Genomic DNA, 14798 nt, shown 5'->3' with positions numbered 1-14798 from the left:
AACCGCGGTCAGCTCCTGGCCCTGATCGTCGCCAGGACCGCGGACGCGACAGACTGCGCCAGTTGGCATCGGGAGTTGCCGGCCTGCGCATCCGCGGTGACCCAGAAGTAGAGCCGGTCGGAGATGCCGACAGCGAAGTTGCAGAGCCGGCTCTGGCTGTCGACGATCGCGTTGTAGCCGACCGCCGGGTAGCCCTCGACCGTCGTGGGCGCCCAGTAGTCCCATGTCGACGAGGAGTTCTGGGCGTAGACGTAGTCGAGACCGATCCGGACGTTGGCCGCGAACACGACGGTGGCATGGCTGTCCCCGCCTCGCTCGAAGGAGCATCCCGCTCCCTCTGGTGCCAGGTCCGTGAACTCGGCGCTGATGACGCCGAGGGCCGTACGTTGCTCCTGGGTGAGGCTGCGACAGGGGTCGAGGACGAGACCGCCCGCGTTCAGCGGCCTGGGCACGGACGGGGCGCTCGGCCTCGGCGGTGGTCCGGTGCTCGAGGTGGTGGGTGGGACGGTCTCCGGCGCCGACGTGGTGGGGGGAGTCTCCTGTTTGTCGGTGGTGCAGGCGGCCAGGGTGAGCGCCAGCAGCACAGCCGCCAGGCGACTTCGGTACGTGTTCATCTGCTTCCCCCAGGTCAACACTCGCCGTCAGCGTATCCGGCGGGCCGGCGCGGAGGCGGAAACTCGCGCGAAAACGTCGGGGGTGCGACCTACGGTGGCGCGGTGACCAACTCCATCGACCGGCGCAGTCTCGTCGCGGCCGGCGTCACCGTCTTGCTCTGGGCCTCGGCCTTCGTCTCCATCCGGGTCGCGGGGGAGCACTACTCACCGGGGGCGTTGGCGCTGGGGCGTCTGTTCACCGGGTCTGTCGTGTTGGTGACGATCCTCGTCCTGCGGCGGGAGGGGGTGCCGCCGCGCGCGGCCTGGCCGGGGATCGCGGGCGCCGGGGTGCTGTGGTTCGGCGTGTACATGGTGGCGCTCAACTGGGGCGAGCGGGAGGTCGACGCGGGAACGGCCGCCATGGTCGTCAACATCGGGCCCGTCCTGATCGCGTTGCTGGGCGGGTGGCTGCTCGGCGAGGGCTTCCCCTCACGGCTGCTCGCGGGGATCGGGGTCTCGTTCGCGGGGGCCGTGGTGGTCGGGGTCTCGATCTCCGGGAGCGGGCGCGCCTCGGTGCTGGGAGTGCTCCTGTGCGTGGTCGCCGCCGCCACCTATGCGATCGGGGTCACGTTGCAGAAGCCTGCCCTGCGGCACGCCTCGGCGGTGCAGGTGACGACGTTCGGGTGCCTGGTGGGCACCGTGGGCTGCCTACCGTTCGCGCCCCAGCTCCTGGGGGAGCTGGGGCGGGCACCGCTGTCGGCCACGCTGAACGTTCTCTACCTCGGCGTCTTTCCGACCGCGCTGGCATTTGTGACCTGGGCGTACGCGCTGGCCCGCACCACGGCGCGGAACATGGGCGCGACGACGTACCTGGTACCCGCGATCGTGGTCGCGATGTCCTGGTCGCTGCTCGGCGAGGTGCCGGGATGGCTGACCCTTGCCGGCGGCCTTCTGTGCCTGGCCGGCGTCGCGGTCAGTCGGGGTCGCCCGAGACGGGCGAGGGTGGTGACGCCGCCGGAGCCGGCGGCGTCCGCCAGGGTCTGACGGGTGTTCCGGGCGAGCCGGTGCGCCAGCCACCGGCTCGCCCCAATCAGTCCTCCTTGGACGGGCGAGCCTCGGGGGGAAGCACGCCCCAGTCGATGAGCTGCTCGGTCAGCTCCCCGGGTGTCATGTCGTAGATGATCGCCAGCGAGCGCAGGTCCTCGGTGCGGATCGAGAGCACCTTGCCGTTGTAGTCCCCGCGCTGGCTCTGGATCGTCGCCGCGTACCGGGCCAGCGGACCGACCTTCTCCGCCGGCAGCTGCTGCAGCCGCTCCAGGTTGATCACGATCTTGGTAGCCGGCTCGGCCCCCGAGGGCACCCGCCCCTCGGGCAGCAGCTCCACCACCGGCACACCGTAGAAGTCGGCCAGCTCGGCCAGCTTCTGCACGGTCACCGCTCGGTCGCCCCGCTCGTACGAGCCGACGACGACGGCCTTCCACCGACCGCCGGACTTCTGCTCAACGCCGTGCAGGGACAGGCCCTGCTGCTGGCGGATGCCGCGGAGCTTGCTCCCCAGCGCCTTGGCGTAGTCGCCCATATGGCGATTCTCCATTCATTCGCCCCGCTGGCCGATCACCACGGCGCGGGTAGCCGCAAAACAACACGCAGAGTAATGGTTACTTAGTGTTGCCACCAGGTCAAGCTGATCCGCAAACAAGTGCGGTTCATCTGCAGGATTACCACCCGGTTGGTGGATCCATCGGGCCTGGTACGGTGCTAGCGCGCCCACGTGGGCGCGTGTTCAGACGTCCTTTAAGGACCCGTCCAGTGAGGCGGGGAAGGAGGTCAGCCCGTGGCATCGCGTCCTCGCGATGCGGCGGAACCGGCTGGGCAGCGCGAACTGCTCTCCGCCGGCGACGTCGCACGCACCGTCGCCCGAATGGCCCATCAGGTCATCGAGCGCACCACCCTCGGCGCGCCCGACTCGCCACCCGTCGTACTCCTCGGCATCCCGACCCGCGGCGCCCCGCTCGCCGTGCGCCTGGCCGCCCGGATCGCCGAGTTCAGCGGTGTCGACCTACCCACCGGCGTGCTGGACGTCACGCTCTACCGCGACGACCTGCGCCGCCGTCCCACCCGCCCGCTGGGCACCACCCAGCTCCCGACCGGCGGCGTGGACGACCGACTGGTGATCCTGGTCGACGACGTCCTCTACTCCGGCCGCACGATCCGCGCCGCCCTCGACGCCCTGCGCGACGCCGGCCGCCCCCGCGCCGTCCAGCTCGCGGTCCTCGTCGACCGCGGCCACCGAGAGCTGCCGATCCGCGCGGACTACGTCGGCAAGAACGTCCCCACCTCCCGCTCCGAGGAGGTCCACGTGCGACTCGTCGAGACCGACGGCCACGACGCCGTCCTCCTCCAGCGCAAGGAGGAGCAGGCGTGAGGCACCCGCTGCCCACCTCCGCAACCGTCACCTCAGGGGAACGTGACGCAACTCAGCCACAAGTACGTGCCTGTGCCGGGGGTTGTCGGCCCAAGGGGACCAACGGGGAAAAATCCGGGGAGGCGGCTCAGTGAGGCACCTGCTTGCTACCGAGGGGATGGACGCGGCCACCGCCACCGCCGTGCTCGACACCGCCGACCAGCTCAAGGCCACCCTGCTCGGCCGGGAGGTGCGCAAGCTCCCCACGCTGCGCGGGCGCACCGTCGTCACGGTCTTCTACGAGGCGTCCACCCGCACCAGGGTCTCCTTCGAGATCGCCGGCAAGTGGATGAGCGCCGACGTGGTCAACGTCTCCGCCAGCGGGAGCAGCGTCGGCAAGGGCGAGTCGCTGCGGGACACGGCCCTGACGCTGGCCGCGGCCGGCGCGGACTGCGTCATCGTCCGCCACCCCGCCTCGGGCGCCGCGCACCGCCTGGCCGGCTGGCTCACCGAGGCCGGGACCTCGGTGGTCAACGCGGGCGACGGCATGCACGAGCACCCGACCCAGGCGCTGCTCGACGCGGCGACCCTGCGCGAGCGGCTGGGTGCGCTCGACGGCCGCCGGGTGGCGATCGTCGGCGACGTGCTGCACAGCCGGGTCGCCCGCTCCAACGTCCACCTGCTGACCGCCCTGGGCGCCGAGGTGGTCCTGGTCGCGCCGCCGACCCTGCTGCCCTCCGGCGTCGACCGCTGGCCGGTGACCGTCTCGCACTCGTTGGACGCCGTGCTGCCCACCGTGGACGCGGTGATGATGCTGCGGGTGCAGGCCGAGCGTATGCACGGCGGCTACTTCCCCTCGGCGCGGGAGTACTCGATCGCCTACGGCCTGAGCGAGGCCCGGCTCGGCCTGCTGCCCGAGCACGCCGTCGTGCTGCACCCGGGACCCATGCTGCGCGGGATGGAGATCGCCTCCGCGGTCGCCGACTCGCCGCGCGCCGCGATCACCGAGCAGGTCGCCAACGGCGTGCACGTGCGCATGGCCGTGCTCTACCACCTGCTCGCCCACGAGGAGGAGATGGCGTGACACCGCTGGTGCCACTGCTGCTGCGCGGGGTGCGGCCCTACGGGGAGGGCGACCCGGTCGACATCCTGGTCCGCGACGGGCTGGTCGCCGCGATCGGCGCCGACGTCGACGACGGCGACGCCCGGGTCCTCGAGCTGGCCGGGGCCGTCGTCCTGCCGGGCTTCGTCGACCTGCACACCCACCTGCGCGAACCTGGTCGCGAGGACACCGAGACGATCGCCACCGGGTCCGCCGCCGCCGCGCTCGGCGGCTACACCGCCGTCTTCGCCATGGCCAACACCGACCCGGTCGCCGACAACGCGGTCGTCGTCGAGCACGTCTGGCGCCGGGGCCGGGAGGTCGGGCTGGTCGACGTCCACCCGGTCGGCGCGGTCACCGTCGGCCTGGCCGGGGAGAAGCTCGCCGAGCTGGGCACGATGGCGAACTCGCTGGCGCGGGTGCGGGTCTTCTCCGACGACGGCAGGTGCGTGCACGACCCGCTGCTCATGCGCCGCGCCCTGGAGTACTCGACGGCCCTGGACGCGGTGGTCGCCCAGCACGCCGAGGAGCCGAGGCTCACCGTGGGCGCCCAGGCCCACGAGGGCGAGGCCGCGGCCCGGCTCGGGCTCGCCGGCTGGCCGGCGGTGGCCGAGGAGTCGATCGTCGCCCGGGACTGCCTGCTCGCCCACCACACCGGCGCTCGCCTGCACGTCTGCCACGTGTCGACAGCCGGCACGGCCGAGATCCTGCGGCAGGCCAAGGAGCGGGGCACCCGGGTCTCGGCCGAGGTCACACCGCACCACCTGCTGCTCGACGACGGCCGGTTGGCCGGGTACGACCCGGTGAACAAGGTCAACCCGCCGCTGCGCACGGCCGCGGACACTGCCGCGCTGCGCGAGGCGCTGGCCGCGGGCGTCCTCGACTGCGTGGCGACCGACCACGCCCCGCACGCGCCCCAGGACAAGGACTGCGAGTGGGCCAGCGCACGTCCGGGAATGCTCGGCTTGCAGACGGCGCTGTCGGTGGTGGTGAGCACGATGGTCCAGCCCGGCCTGCTGGACTGGCGCGGGGTCGCGCGGGTGATGAGCGAGCGCCCCGCCGAGATCGGCGGACTGGCCGACCAGGGGCGGCCCATCGAGGTCGGCGAGCCGGCGACGCTGACCCTGGTCGATGCCTCGGCCACCTGGACGGTGCGGGGCGCGGAGCTCGCCAGCATCGCCCACAACACGCCCTACGAGGGCATGGAGCTGCCGGGCCGGGTCGTCATGACGCTGCTCCGCGGCCGGATCACCGCGTACGAAGGAGAGGTTGCGACATGACCGGCGCCGCACTGGTCCTCGAGGACGGGCGGGTGTTCCGGGGGCAGGCGTTCGGCGCCACCGGCACCACGCTCGGCGAGGTCGTCTTCTGCACCGGGATGACCGGCTACCAGGAGACGTTGACCGACCCGTCCTACCATCGCCAGATCGTGGTCGCCACGGCCCCGCAGATCGGCAACACCGGCTGGAACGACGAGGACGACGAGTCACGGCGGATCTGGGTCGCCGGCTACGTCGTCCGCGACCCGGCCCGGGTGCCCTCCAGCTGGCGGTCCCGCCGCACGCTGGACGAGGCGCTGGGCGAGCAGGGCGTCGTCGGCGTCTCGGGTGTCGACACCCGCTCGCTCACCAGGCACATCCGCGAGCGCGGGGCCATGCGCGGCGGCGTGTTCTCCGGGGACGCGCTGACCGACGTCGACGCCATGGTCGAGCAGGTCCTGGCGAGCCCGAGGATGGCCGGAGCCGACCTCGCCGGTCAGGTCACGACCGAGGCGGGCTACGTGCTCCCCGCGCAGGGGGAGCGCCGGTACCGGGTGGCCGCCCTGGACCTGGGCATCAAGACCAACACCCCGAGGATGATGGCGGCCCGGGGCATCGAGACCCACGTCCTGCCGGTCACGGCCACGATCGACGACGTGCTCGCGGTCGAGCCGGACGGGGTGTTCCTGGCCAACGGTCCGGGCGACCCGGCCACCGCCGACGGCCCGGTCGAGCTCGCGAGGAACGTGCTCGAGCGCCGGATCCCGCTGTTCGGCATCTGCTTCGGCCACCAGATCCTGGGCCGCGCCCTGGGCCGCGGCACCTACAAGCTGCGCTACGGCCACCGCGGCATCAACATCCCGGTCATCGACGTCGACACCGGCCGGGTCGCGATCACCTCCCAGAACCACGGCTTCGCCCTCGACGGCGAGCCGGGGGAGCGGTTCGACACGCCCTTCGGCGCGGCGAAGATCAGCCACTACTGCCCCAACGACGGCTGCGTCGAGGGCGTGCGGGCGCTCGAGGTGCCCGCGTTCTCCGTGCAGTACCACCCCGAGGCGGCCGCCGGCCCACACGACGCGGCCCCGCTGTTCGACGAGTTCGTCAGTCTGATGGAGGACCCGAATGCCACGGCGGGATGACATCGACCACGTCCTGGTGATCGGCTCGGGCCCGATCGTCATCGGACAGGCCTGCGAGTTCGACTACTCCGGCACCCAGGCCTGCCGGGTGCTGCGCGAGGAGGGGCTGCGGGTCAGCCTGGTGAACTCCAACCCGGCGACGATCATGACCGACCCCGAGTTCGCCGACGCGACCTACATCGAGCCGATCACGGTCGACTTCGTGGAGAAGGTGATCGCCAAGGAGCGGCCGGACGCGCTGCTGGCCACCCTGGGTGGGCAGACCGCGCTGAACACCGCGGTCGCCCTGCACGAGCGCGGAATCCTGGAGAAGTACGGCGTCGAGCTGATCGGCGCGGACATCGAGGCGATCCAGCGCGGCGAGGACCGGCAGCGGTTCAAGGACATCTGCGCCGCGGTCGGCGCGGAGACACCGCGCAGCGCCGTCTGCCACTCGATGGACGAGGTGCGCGCTACGGTCGAACGGCTGGGCCTGCCCGTGGTCATCCGCCCCTCGTTCACCATGGGCGGGCTCGGCTCCGGGATGGCGCACACCGCCGAGGAGCTCGAGCGGCTCGCGTCCTCGGGGCTCGCGGAGAGCCCGGTGCACGAGGTGCTGATCGAGGAGAGCGTGCTCGGCTGGAAGGAGTACGAGCTCGAGCTGATGCGCGACCGCAACGACAACGTCGTGGTCATCTGCTCGATCGAGAACATCGACCCGATGGGCGTGCACACCGGCGACTCGGTGACCGTCGCCCCCGCGATGACGCTGACCGACCGCGAGTACCAGCACATGCGTGACGTGGGCATCGACGTGCTGCGCGAGGTCGGTGTCGACACCGGCGGCTGCAACATCCAGTTCGCCGTGCAGCCGGAGACCGGCCGGCTCGTCGTGATCGAGATGAACCCGCGGGTCTCCCGCAGCTCCGCGCTGGCCTCGAAGGCGACCGGGTTCCCCATCGCCAAGATCGCCGCGAAGCTCGCCATCGGCTACACCCTCGACGAGATCCGCAACGACATCACCGGCGAGACCCCGGCGTCCTTCGAGCCGACGCTGGACTACGTGGTGGTGAAGGTGCCGCGGTTCGCCTTCGAGAAGTTCCCGGGCGCGGACCCGACGCTGACCACCACGATGAAGTCGGTCGGCGAGGCCATGTCGCTCGGCCGGAACTTCGTCGAGGCGCTCGGCAAGGCCCTGCGCTCGATGGAGACCGGCGCCGCCGGGTTCTGGACCACGCCGGACCCCGCCGGGGTCACCGCGCAGGACCTGCTCGACGCGCTGCGGGTGGCCCACGACGGCCGGCTCTACACCGTCGAGCGCGCGCTGCGCCTGGGCGCGAGCGTGGCCGAGGTCAGCGCGGCGTCCGGGATCGACCCCTGGTTCGTCGACCAGATCGCCTCGCTCGTCGAGCTGCGCGCCGAGGTGATCGCCGCGCCGGTCCTCGACGAGCCGCTGCTGCGGCGGGCCAAGCGCTCCGGCTTCTCCGACCGGCAGGTGGCCGCCCTGCGGCCCGAGCTGGCCGGTGAGGACGGGGTGCGGACGCTGCGCCACCGCCTGGGCGTGCGGCCGGTGTTCAAGACCGTCGACACCTGTGCCGCCGAGTTCGCCGCGCGCACGCCGTATCACTACTCCGCCTACGAGCTCGACCCCGAGGCCGAGTCCGAGGTGACCGAGCAGCGCGACCGGCCCAAGGTGCTGATCCTGGGCTCCGGGCCGAACCGGATCGGGCAGGGCATCGAGTTCGACTACTCCTGCGTGCACGCCGCGATGGCCCTGCGTGCGGCCGGCTTCGAGACCGTGATGGTCAACTGCAACCCGGAGACGGTCTCCACCGACTACGACACCTCCGACCGCCTGTACTTCGAGCCGCTGACCTTCGAGGACGTGCTCGAGGTCGTGCACTCCGAGCGGGGGTCGGGCACGGTAGTCGGGGTGATCGTGCAGCTGGGCGGGCAGACCCCGCTCGGCCTCGCCCGGCGGCTCACCGAGGCCGGCGTGCCGGTCGTGGGCACCCCCGCCGACGCCATCCACCTGGCCGAGGACCGCGGGGCGTTCGGCGAGGTGCTGGCCAACGCCGGCCTGCCGGCACCGCGGTTCGGGATGGCGACCTCGTTCACCGCGGCCAAGCGGATCGCCGACGAGATCGGCTACCCGGTCCTGGTGCGGCCCTCCTACGTGCTCGGCGGGCGGGGTATGGAGATCGTCTACGACGAGGCCTCGCTCGCCGGCTACATCGCCAGGGCGACCCAGATCACCCCCGAGCACCCGGTGCTGGTCGACCGGTTCCTCGACGACGCCATCGAGATCGACGTCGACGCCCTGTGCGACGGGCACGAGATCTTCCTCGGCGGCGTGATGGAGCACATCGAGGAGGCCGGGGTGCACTCCGGGGACTCCTCCTGCGCGCTGCCGCCGATCACGCTCGGCCGGACCGACCTCGCGGTGATCCGCCGCTCGACGGCGGCGATCGCCGAGGGCATCGGCGTGCGCGGGCTGCTCAACGTCCAGTACGCGCTCAAGGACGACGTGCTCTACGTGCTCGAGGCCAACCCGCGGGCGTCGCGGACGGTGCCGTTCGTGTCCAAGGCGACAGCGGTACCGCTGGCCAAGGCGGCGGCGCGGATCATGCTCGGCGCGACGATCGCCGAACTGCGCGCCGAGGGCCTGCTGCCGGCCAAGGGCGACGGCGGCGAGCTGCCGGCGACCTCGCCGGTCGCCGTCAAGGAGGCGGTGCTGCCGTTCCACCGGTTCCGCACGCCGGAGGGGCACGGCGTGGACTCGCTGCTCGGCCCCGAGATGAAGTCGACCGGCGAGGTGATGGGCATCGACGCGTCGTTCGGCAAGGCGTTCGCCAAGTCCCAGACGGCCTCCTACGGCTCGTTGCCCACCTCCGGCCGGGTCTTCGTCTCGGTGGCCAACCGGGACAAGCGGGCGATGGTGTTCCCGGTGAAGCGGCTGGCCGACCTCGGCTTCGAGGTGCTGGCGACCGCCGGTACCGCGGAGGTGCTGCGGCGCAACGGGATCCCGTGTACCGAGGTGCGCAAACACTTCGAGACCCCGCTCGACGACCAGCCCAACATCGTCGAGATCATCCGGGCCGGCGGGGTCGACATGGTGATCAACACCCCGTACGGCAACCCCGGCCCCCGGGTGGACGGCTACGAGATCCGCACCGCGGCGGTCTCCCGGGACATCCCCTGCGTGACGACGATCCAGGGCGCGGCGGCGGCCGTGCACGGGATCGAGGCGTTGATCTCCCAGGAGATCGAGGTGGAGTCGCTGCAGGCCCTGCAGGCGGCTCTGCGGAGCAGCCGGTGAGCGCGGGGCGGGCCTCGTTCGGGGCCCGCCTGGCCCAGGTGGTCGCCGAGCGGGGCCCGCTGTGCGTCGGCGTGGACCCGCACCCCTCGCTGCTCACCGACTGGGGCCTGCCGGTGACCGCCGGCGGGCTGGAGCGGTTCGCGCTGACCTGCGTCGAGGCCCTGGCCGGGCAGGTCGCGGTGCTCAAGCCGCAGTCGGCGTTCTTCGAGGCGTTCGGCTCGGCCGGGGTCGCGGTGCTCGAGCGGGTGCTCGCCGAGGCGCGGCCGGCGGGCGCGTTGGTGCTGCTGGACGTCAAACGGGGCGACATCGGCTCGACGATGGCCGCCTACGCCACGGCCTACCTGTCCGACGACTCACCGCTCGCGGCCGACGCGGTGACGCTGTCGCCCTATCTCGGCTTCGGGGCGCTGGAGCCGGCCCTGGAGCTGGCGGCCGGCACCGGGCGCGGCGTGTTCGTGCTGGCGCTCACCTCGAACGCCGAGGGCGCATCGGTGCAGCGCGCGGTGGCCGGCGGCAGGTCGGTGGCGCAGGCGGTGGTCGACGAGGCGGCGGCGCGCAACGCCGGCGCCCGGCCGCTCGGCGACGTGGGCCTGGTGGTCGGCGCCACGGTCGGTGGGGTGCCGGGGAAGCCGGCCAGCGGCTCGGTGGATGGCTCGGGTGCAAGCCTCGAGGGTGGCTCAGGGCTGGATCTCAGTCGCCTCAACGGACCCATCCTCGCGCCGGGTCTCGGCGCTCAGGGGGCCACGGTCGCGCAGCTGCGCACCGTCTTCGGGTCCGCCCTGGTCAACGTGTTGCCCTCGTCGTCGCGCGACGTCCTGCGGCGCGGGCCGGACATGCGCACGTTGCGCGACGCCGCGCTGACCGTCCGCGACTCGCTGCTGCTCTAGCTGCGGTTACTCCGCCATCCCGAATCGCCGGACGGTCGTTGTGGTGCGCTCGTCGGCGCGAATAGGGCTCGCATCTTCACTCGCGCTCATCACTGTCGCCGAACGGGCGGCGAGAATGGCACTCTTATCGCTTTGTCCAATCTGAATTTCGCCATTTTCTGTATGCGAGTGTCGAACCGATTCGCCCACGCGCCGTAGTGGGAATCACCCAGACGACCCCGATTTCCCCTGGTCGTCCTCGACATTGGGCATTGGAAGTTACACAGAGTGCAACTATGCTTCGAGGAGCACTACGGTGCGCACTAAGGTGGACCCGCGTTGTCGTGACCGCTCCGACCTCGGTAACGTCGCGGCACCGATCCACAGACACCCCACCCCCCGGAGGAAATCGTGGCCCTTCCCCAGCTGACCGAGGAGCAGCGGGCCGCAGCGCTGGAGAAGGCGGCTGCCGCTCGTCGCGCCCGAGCTGAGCTCAAGGAGCGCCTGAAGCGAGGCGGCACCACCCTCAAGGACGTGCTCGCCCAAGCTGACAAAGACGAGGTCCTCGGCAAGATGAAGGTCACCGCTCTGCTCGAGGCCCTGCCGGGCGTCGGCAAGGTGCGTGCCCAGCAGATCATCGAGCGCCTGGAGATCGCCCCGAGCCGCCGGCTGCGCGGTCTTGGCGAGCGCCAGCGCAAGGCGCTGCTCACCGAGTTCAGCGGCGAGTGAGTTTTTCGCGCGGCGACACCCGGAGGGGCCGGCTGATTGTTTTGGCCGGCCCCTCCGGCGTCGGCAAGAGCAGTGTCGTGCGGGAGCTCCGCGCCATGTACCCGGACCTGTGGTTCAGCGTCTCGGCGACCACCCGCGCCCAGCGCCCGGGCGAGCTGGACGGGGTGGACTACCGGTTCGTCAGCGCCGCCGAGTTCGACCGGATGGTCGCCGGCGGCGAGCTGCTGGAGTGGGCGGAGATCCACCGGGGGACGCACCGGTCGGGCACGCCGCACGCGCCGATCGAGGAACGCCTGGCCGCCGGTCTGCCGGCGCTGGTCGAGGTCGACCTGCAGGGAGCCCGCGAGCTGCGCCGCGCGATGCCGGAAGCGTTTCTCGTCTTCCTGTGTCCCCCGAGCTGGGAGGCGCTGGTCGAGCGCCTCGTCGGTCGGGGCACCGAGTCACCGGAGATCGTCGAGCGCCGGCTGCGCACCGCCAAGGAGGAGCTCGCGGCCCAGGACGAGTTCGACGCCGTGGTGGTGAACACCGACGTGCGGAGCGCCGCCGAGGAGTTGCTAACCTTGGTACTTGACAAATCTTCTGACCAGCTGGAGACGTACGAGTGATCACCCCCACCGAGTTGGGCGCACTGGGTGACCCGACGAGCCCGCAGCTCGAAGGCATCACCAACCCCCCGATCGACGACCTGCTCGACAAGGTCAGCTCGAAGTACGCCCTCGTGATCTACGCGGCCAAGCGCGCCCGCCAGATCAACGACTACTACGCGCAGCTCGGCGAGGGTCTGCTCGAGTACGTCGGCCCGCTCGTCGAGCCGGGACCGCGGGAGAAGCCGCTGTCCATCGCGCTGCGCGAGATCCACGCCGGACTGCTCGAGCACACCGAGGGCGAGTGACCAGCTGACCGCGCCCGCTGATCACCCGCCCCGCGTCGTGCTCGGCGTGGGTGGCGGCATCGCGGCGTACAAGGCGTGCGAGGTCCTACGCCGCCTGACCGAGTCCGGACACGAGGTCCGGGTGGTCCCCACCGAGGCAGCGCTGCGGTTCGTCGGCGCGGCCACCTTCGAGGCCCTGTCCGGCAACCCCGTGCGGACCGGGGTCTTCGCCGACGTCCCCGAGGTTCCGCACGTGCGCCTGGGGCAGGAGGCCGACCTCGTCCTGGTCGTTCCGGCCACAGCGAACGTGCTGGCGAAGGCCGCCAACGGGTTGGCCGACGACCTGCTCACGAACACCCTGCTGACCGCGCGCTGCCCGGTGTTGATGGTGCCCGCCATGCACACCGAGATGTGGGAGCACGCGGCGACCAGGGACAACGTGGCGACGCTGCGCCGGCGCGGCGTGGTCGTCGCCGAGCCCGCCAGCGGGCGGCTCACCGGGGCCGACACCGGCAAGGGCCGGCTGCCCGATCCGGGTGAGATCGTCGACCTCGCCCGGCTCCTGCTGCGCCGCCCGGACGCCCTGCCCCGCGACCTCGAGGGCAGGCGCGTGGTCGTCTCCGCCGGCGGCACTCGCGAACCGCTGGATCCGGTCCGCTACCTCGGCAACCGCTCGTCGGGCAAGCAGGGGTACGCGCTCGCCCGCACGGCCGTGCAGCGCGGCGCCACCGTGACGTTGGTCTCCGCGGCGACGGTCGCGCTGCCGGAGGTCGCGGGCGCCGAGCTGGTCAGGGCCGGCACGGCCGAGGAGCTGCGGAGCGCGATGCACGAGGCGGCGAAGGGTGCCGACATCCTGGTGATGGCCGCCGCCGTGGCCGACTTCCGGCCGACCGAACGGGCCGAGTACAAGATCAAGAAGACCGACCACGACCCACGCCCGATCGCGCTCACCCGCAACCCCGACATCCTGGCCGAGCTGGTCGAGGCCCGGGCCGAGGGTCAGGTGATCGTGGGCTTCGCCGCCGAGACCGGCGACGACTCGGGGGACGTGCTCGAGCACGCCAGGGCCAAGCTCAAGCGCAAGGGCTGCGACCTGCTCGTGGTGAACGCCGTCGGCGAGGGCAAGGCCTTCGAGACGGAGGACAACGCGGGCTGGCTACTATCTGCCGACGGTTCGGAACGGGCTGTCGAGCTGGGTAGCAAGTCGTACATGGCGTCCGATATATGGGACGCGGTGGTGGCGTTCATCGAGGCGTGACTCGTTCTCGAGTCTCATCGATACGCTCTAACGCAACAAACACGCGAGCAATTGGGTAGGTATGACGTGACTGAGTCCGCGAGCAGGCTGTTCACCAGCGAGTCGGTGACCGAGGGGCACCCGGACAAGATCTGTGACGCGATCAGCGACTCGATCCTGGACGCGATGCTGGCCAAGGACCCCCGGTCCCGGGTCGCCGTGGAGACCATGGTCACCACCGGCCAGGTGCACGTCGCCGGCGAGGTGACGACCGAGGCCTACGCCGACATCCCGGCCCTGGTTCGCGACACGATCCTGAAGATCGGCTACGACTCGTCGGCCAAGGGCTTCGACGGCAACTCCTGCGGCGTGAACGTCGCGATCGGCGCGCAGTCGCCCGACATCGCCCAGGGCGTCGACGAGGCCTACGAGCAGCGGGTGGAGAACGAGGAGGACGAGATCGCCAAGCAGGGCGCCGGCGATCAGGGCCTCATGTTCGGCTACGCCTGCACCGACACCCCCGAGCTGATGCCGCTGCCGATCGCGCTGGCCCACCGGCTGTCCAAGCGGCTGACCGAGGTCCGCAAGACCGGCAAGCTGCCCTACCTGCGACCCGACGGCAAGACCCAGGTCACCATCGAGTACGCCGGTGACCAGGCCGTCCGGCTCGACACCGTGGTCGTGTCCTCCCAGCACGCCGACGGGGTCGACCTGCAGAAGCTGCTGACCGTCGACGTGCTCGAGCAGGTCGTGCAGCCCGAGATCGACGAGCTGGAGCTCGACACGGAGAACGTGCGCCTGCTGGTCAACCCGACCGGCCGGTTCGTCATCGGCGGCCCCATGGGCGACGCCGGCCTGACCGGCCGGAAGATCATCGTCGACACCTACGGCGGCATGGCCCGCCACGGCGGTGGCGCCTTCTCCGGCAAGGACCCGTCGAAGGTGGACCGCTCCGCGGCGTACGCCATGCGGTGGGTCGCCAAGAACGCGGTCGCCGCCGGCCTCGCCACCCGCATCGAGGTCCAGGTGGCCTACGCGATCGGCAAGGCGGCCCCGGTCGGCCTGTTCGTCGAGACCTTCGGCACCGAGACCGTCGACCCCACCAAGATCCAGCAGGCGATCACCCAGGTCTTCGACCTGCGCCCGGCCGCGATCATCCGGGACCTCGACCTGCTCCGCCCGATCTACGCGCAGACCGCCGCCTACGGCCACTTCGGCCGTCCGGAGCTGGACCTGCCGTGGGAGCGCACCGACCGGGCCGAGTCCCTCAAGGCGCTGGCCGGCGCCTAGGATAAGT

Annotated in this window: 14 protein-coding genes; 12 read left to right on the top strand and 2 right to left on the bottom strand. The window is 71.5% G+C overall.

Going from position 1 to position 14798, the window contains the following annotated elements; genetic code table 11:
- Window positions 1-8: 8 nt before the first annotated feature.
- Window positions 9-614 (bottom strand): DUF3558 domain-containing protein, encoded by a 606-nt coding sequence (locus tag BU204_RS01060; protein WP_083660894.1) that lies wholly within the window; start codon window positions 612-614, stop codon window positions 9-11.
- 102 nt (window positions 615-716) lie between these two features.
- Here BU204_RS01060 and BU204_RS01055 point away from each other — a divergent pair, with 102 nt between their 5' ends.
- Window positions 717-1637 (top strand): DMT family transporter, encoded by a 921-nt coding sequence (locus BU204_RS01055; RefSeq protein WP_233159000.1) that lies wholly within the window; start codon window positions 717-719, stop codon window positions 1635-1637.
- A gap of 46 nt (window positions 1638-1683) precedes the next feature.
- Here the strand turns inward: BU204_RS01055 and bldD are convergent, their stop codons facing one another.
- On the bottom strand, window positions 1684-2172 hold the full coding sequence (bldD, locus tag BU204_RS01050) for a transcriptional regulator BldD (RefSeq protein ID WP_075123575.1): 489 nt from the start codon (window positions 2170-2172) through the stop codon (window positions 1684-1686).
- A gap of 255 nt (window positions 2173-2427) precedes the next feature.
- On the opposite strand from bldD, the gene pyrR reads away from it, so the two are divergent.
- The 11 genes from pyrR to metK all read left to right on the top strand — a co-directional run bounded on the left by pyrR (window position 2428) and on the right by metK (window position 14791).
- On the top strand, window positions 2428-3018 hold the full coding sequence (gene pyrR, locus BU204_RS01045; RefSeq protein WP_075123574.1) for a bifunctional pyr operon transcriptional regulator/uracil phosphoribosyltransferase PyrR: 591 nt from the start codon (window positions 2428-2430) through the stop codon (window positions 3016-3018).
- A 130-nt stretch (window positions 3019-3148) separates the two neighbouring features.
- Window positions 3149-4081 (top strand): aspartate carbamoyltransferase catalytic subunit, encoded by a 933-nt coding sequence (locus BU204_RS01040; RefSeq protein ID WP_075123573.1) that lies wholly within the window; start codon window positions 3149-3151, stop codon window positions 4079-4081.
- A 5-nt stretch (window positions 4082-4086) separates the two neighbouring features.
- Window positions 4087-5379 (top strand): dihydroorotase, encoded by a 1293-nt coding sequence (locus BU204_RS01035; RefSeq protein WP_083660915.1) that lies wholly within the window; start codon window positions 4087-4089, stop codon window positions 5377-5379.
- Window positions 5376-6500: a glutamine-hydrolyzing carbamoyl-phosphate synthase small subunit gene (gene carA, locus BU204_RS01030; protein WP_075123572.1), complete on the top strand. Its 1125-nt coding sequence runs from the start codon at window positions 5376-5378 to the stop codon at window positions 6498-6500. Before BU204_RS01035 ends, carA begins: the two co-directional genes overlap by 4 nt.
- Window positions 6484-9798, top strand: coding sequence for a carbamoyl-phosphate synthase large subunit (carB, locus tag BU204_RS01025; protein WP_075123571.1), 3315 nt, complete (start codon window positions 6484-6486; stop codon window positions 9796-9798). Before carA ends, carB begins: the two co-directional genes overlap by 17 nt.
- On the top strand, window positions 9795-10685 hold the full coding sequence (pyrF, locus tag BU204_RS01020; RefSeq protein ID WP_075123570.1) for an orotidine-5'-phosphate decarboxylase: 891 nt from the start codon (window positions 9795-9797) through the stop codon (window positions 10683-10685). Before carB ends, pyrF begins: the two co-directional genes overlap by 4 nt.
- Before the next feature lie 390 nt (window positions 10686-11075).
- On the top strand, window positions 11076-11393 hold the full coding sequence (gene mihF / locus BU204_RS01015) for an integration host factor, actinobacterial type (protein WP_075123569.1): 318 nt from the start codon (window positions 11076-11078) through the stop codon (window positions 11391-11393).
- The gene (gmk, locus tag BU204_RS01010; RefSeq protein ID WP_075123568.1) at window positions 11390-11998 is read left to right on the top strand and encodes a guanylate kinase; all 609 of its coding nucleotides are present in this window, start codon (window positions 11390-11392) and stop codon (window positions 11996-11998) included. The genes mihF and gmk overlap by 4 nt, the downstream gene beginning before the upstream one ends.
- Entirely contained in the window at window positions 11995-12285 is a 291-nt protein-coding gene (gene rpoZ / locus BU204_RS01005) for a DNA-directed RNA polymerase subunit omega (RefSeq protein ID WP_075123567.1), read from the top strand. Before gmk ends, rpoZ begins: the two co-directional genes overlap by 4 nt.
- Window positions 12286-12322: 37 nt before the next feature.
- Window positions 12323-13522: a bifunctional phosphopantothenoylcysteine decarboxylase/phosphopantothenate--cysteine ligase CoaBC gene (gene coaBC, locus BU204_RS01000; protein ID WP_198942717.1), complete on the top strand. Its 1200-nt coding sequence runs from the start codon at window positions 12323-12325 to the stop codon at window positions 13520-13522.
- A 66-nt stretch (window positions 13523-13588) separates the two neighbouring features.
- Entirely contained in the window at window positions 13589-14791 is a 1203-nt protein-coding gene (metK, locus tag BU204_RS00995; RefSeq protein ID WP_075123566.1) for a methionine adenosyltransferase, read from the top strand.
- Window positions 14792-14798: the final 7 nt, after the last annotated feature.

Source organism: Actinophytocola xanthii (assembly GCF_001921205.1).
Lineage (GTDB): Bacteria > Actinomycetota > Actinomycetes > Mycobacteriales > Pseudonocardiaceae > Actinophytocola > Actinophytocola xanthii.
Note: the sequence above shows the minus strand (reverse complement) of the source record. Positions and strands in the feature narration are given on the sequence as shown.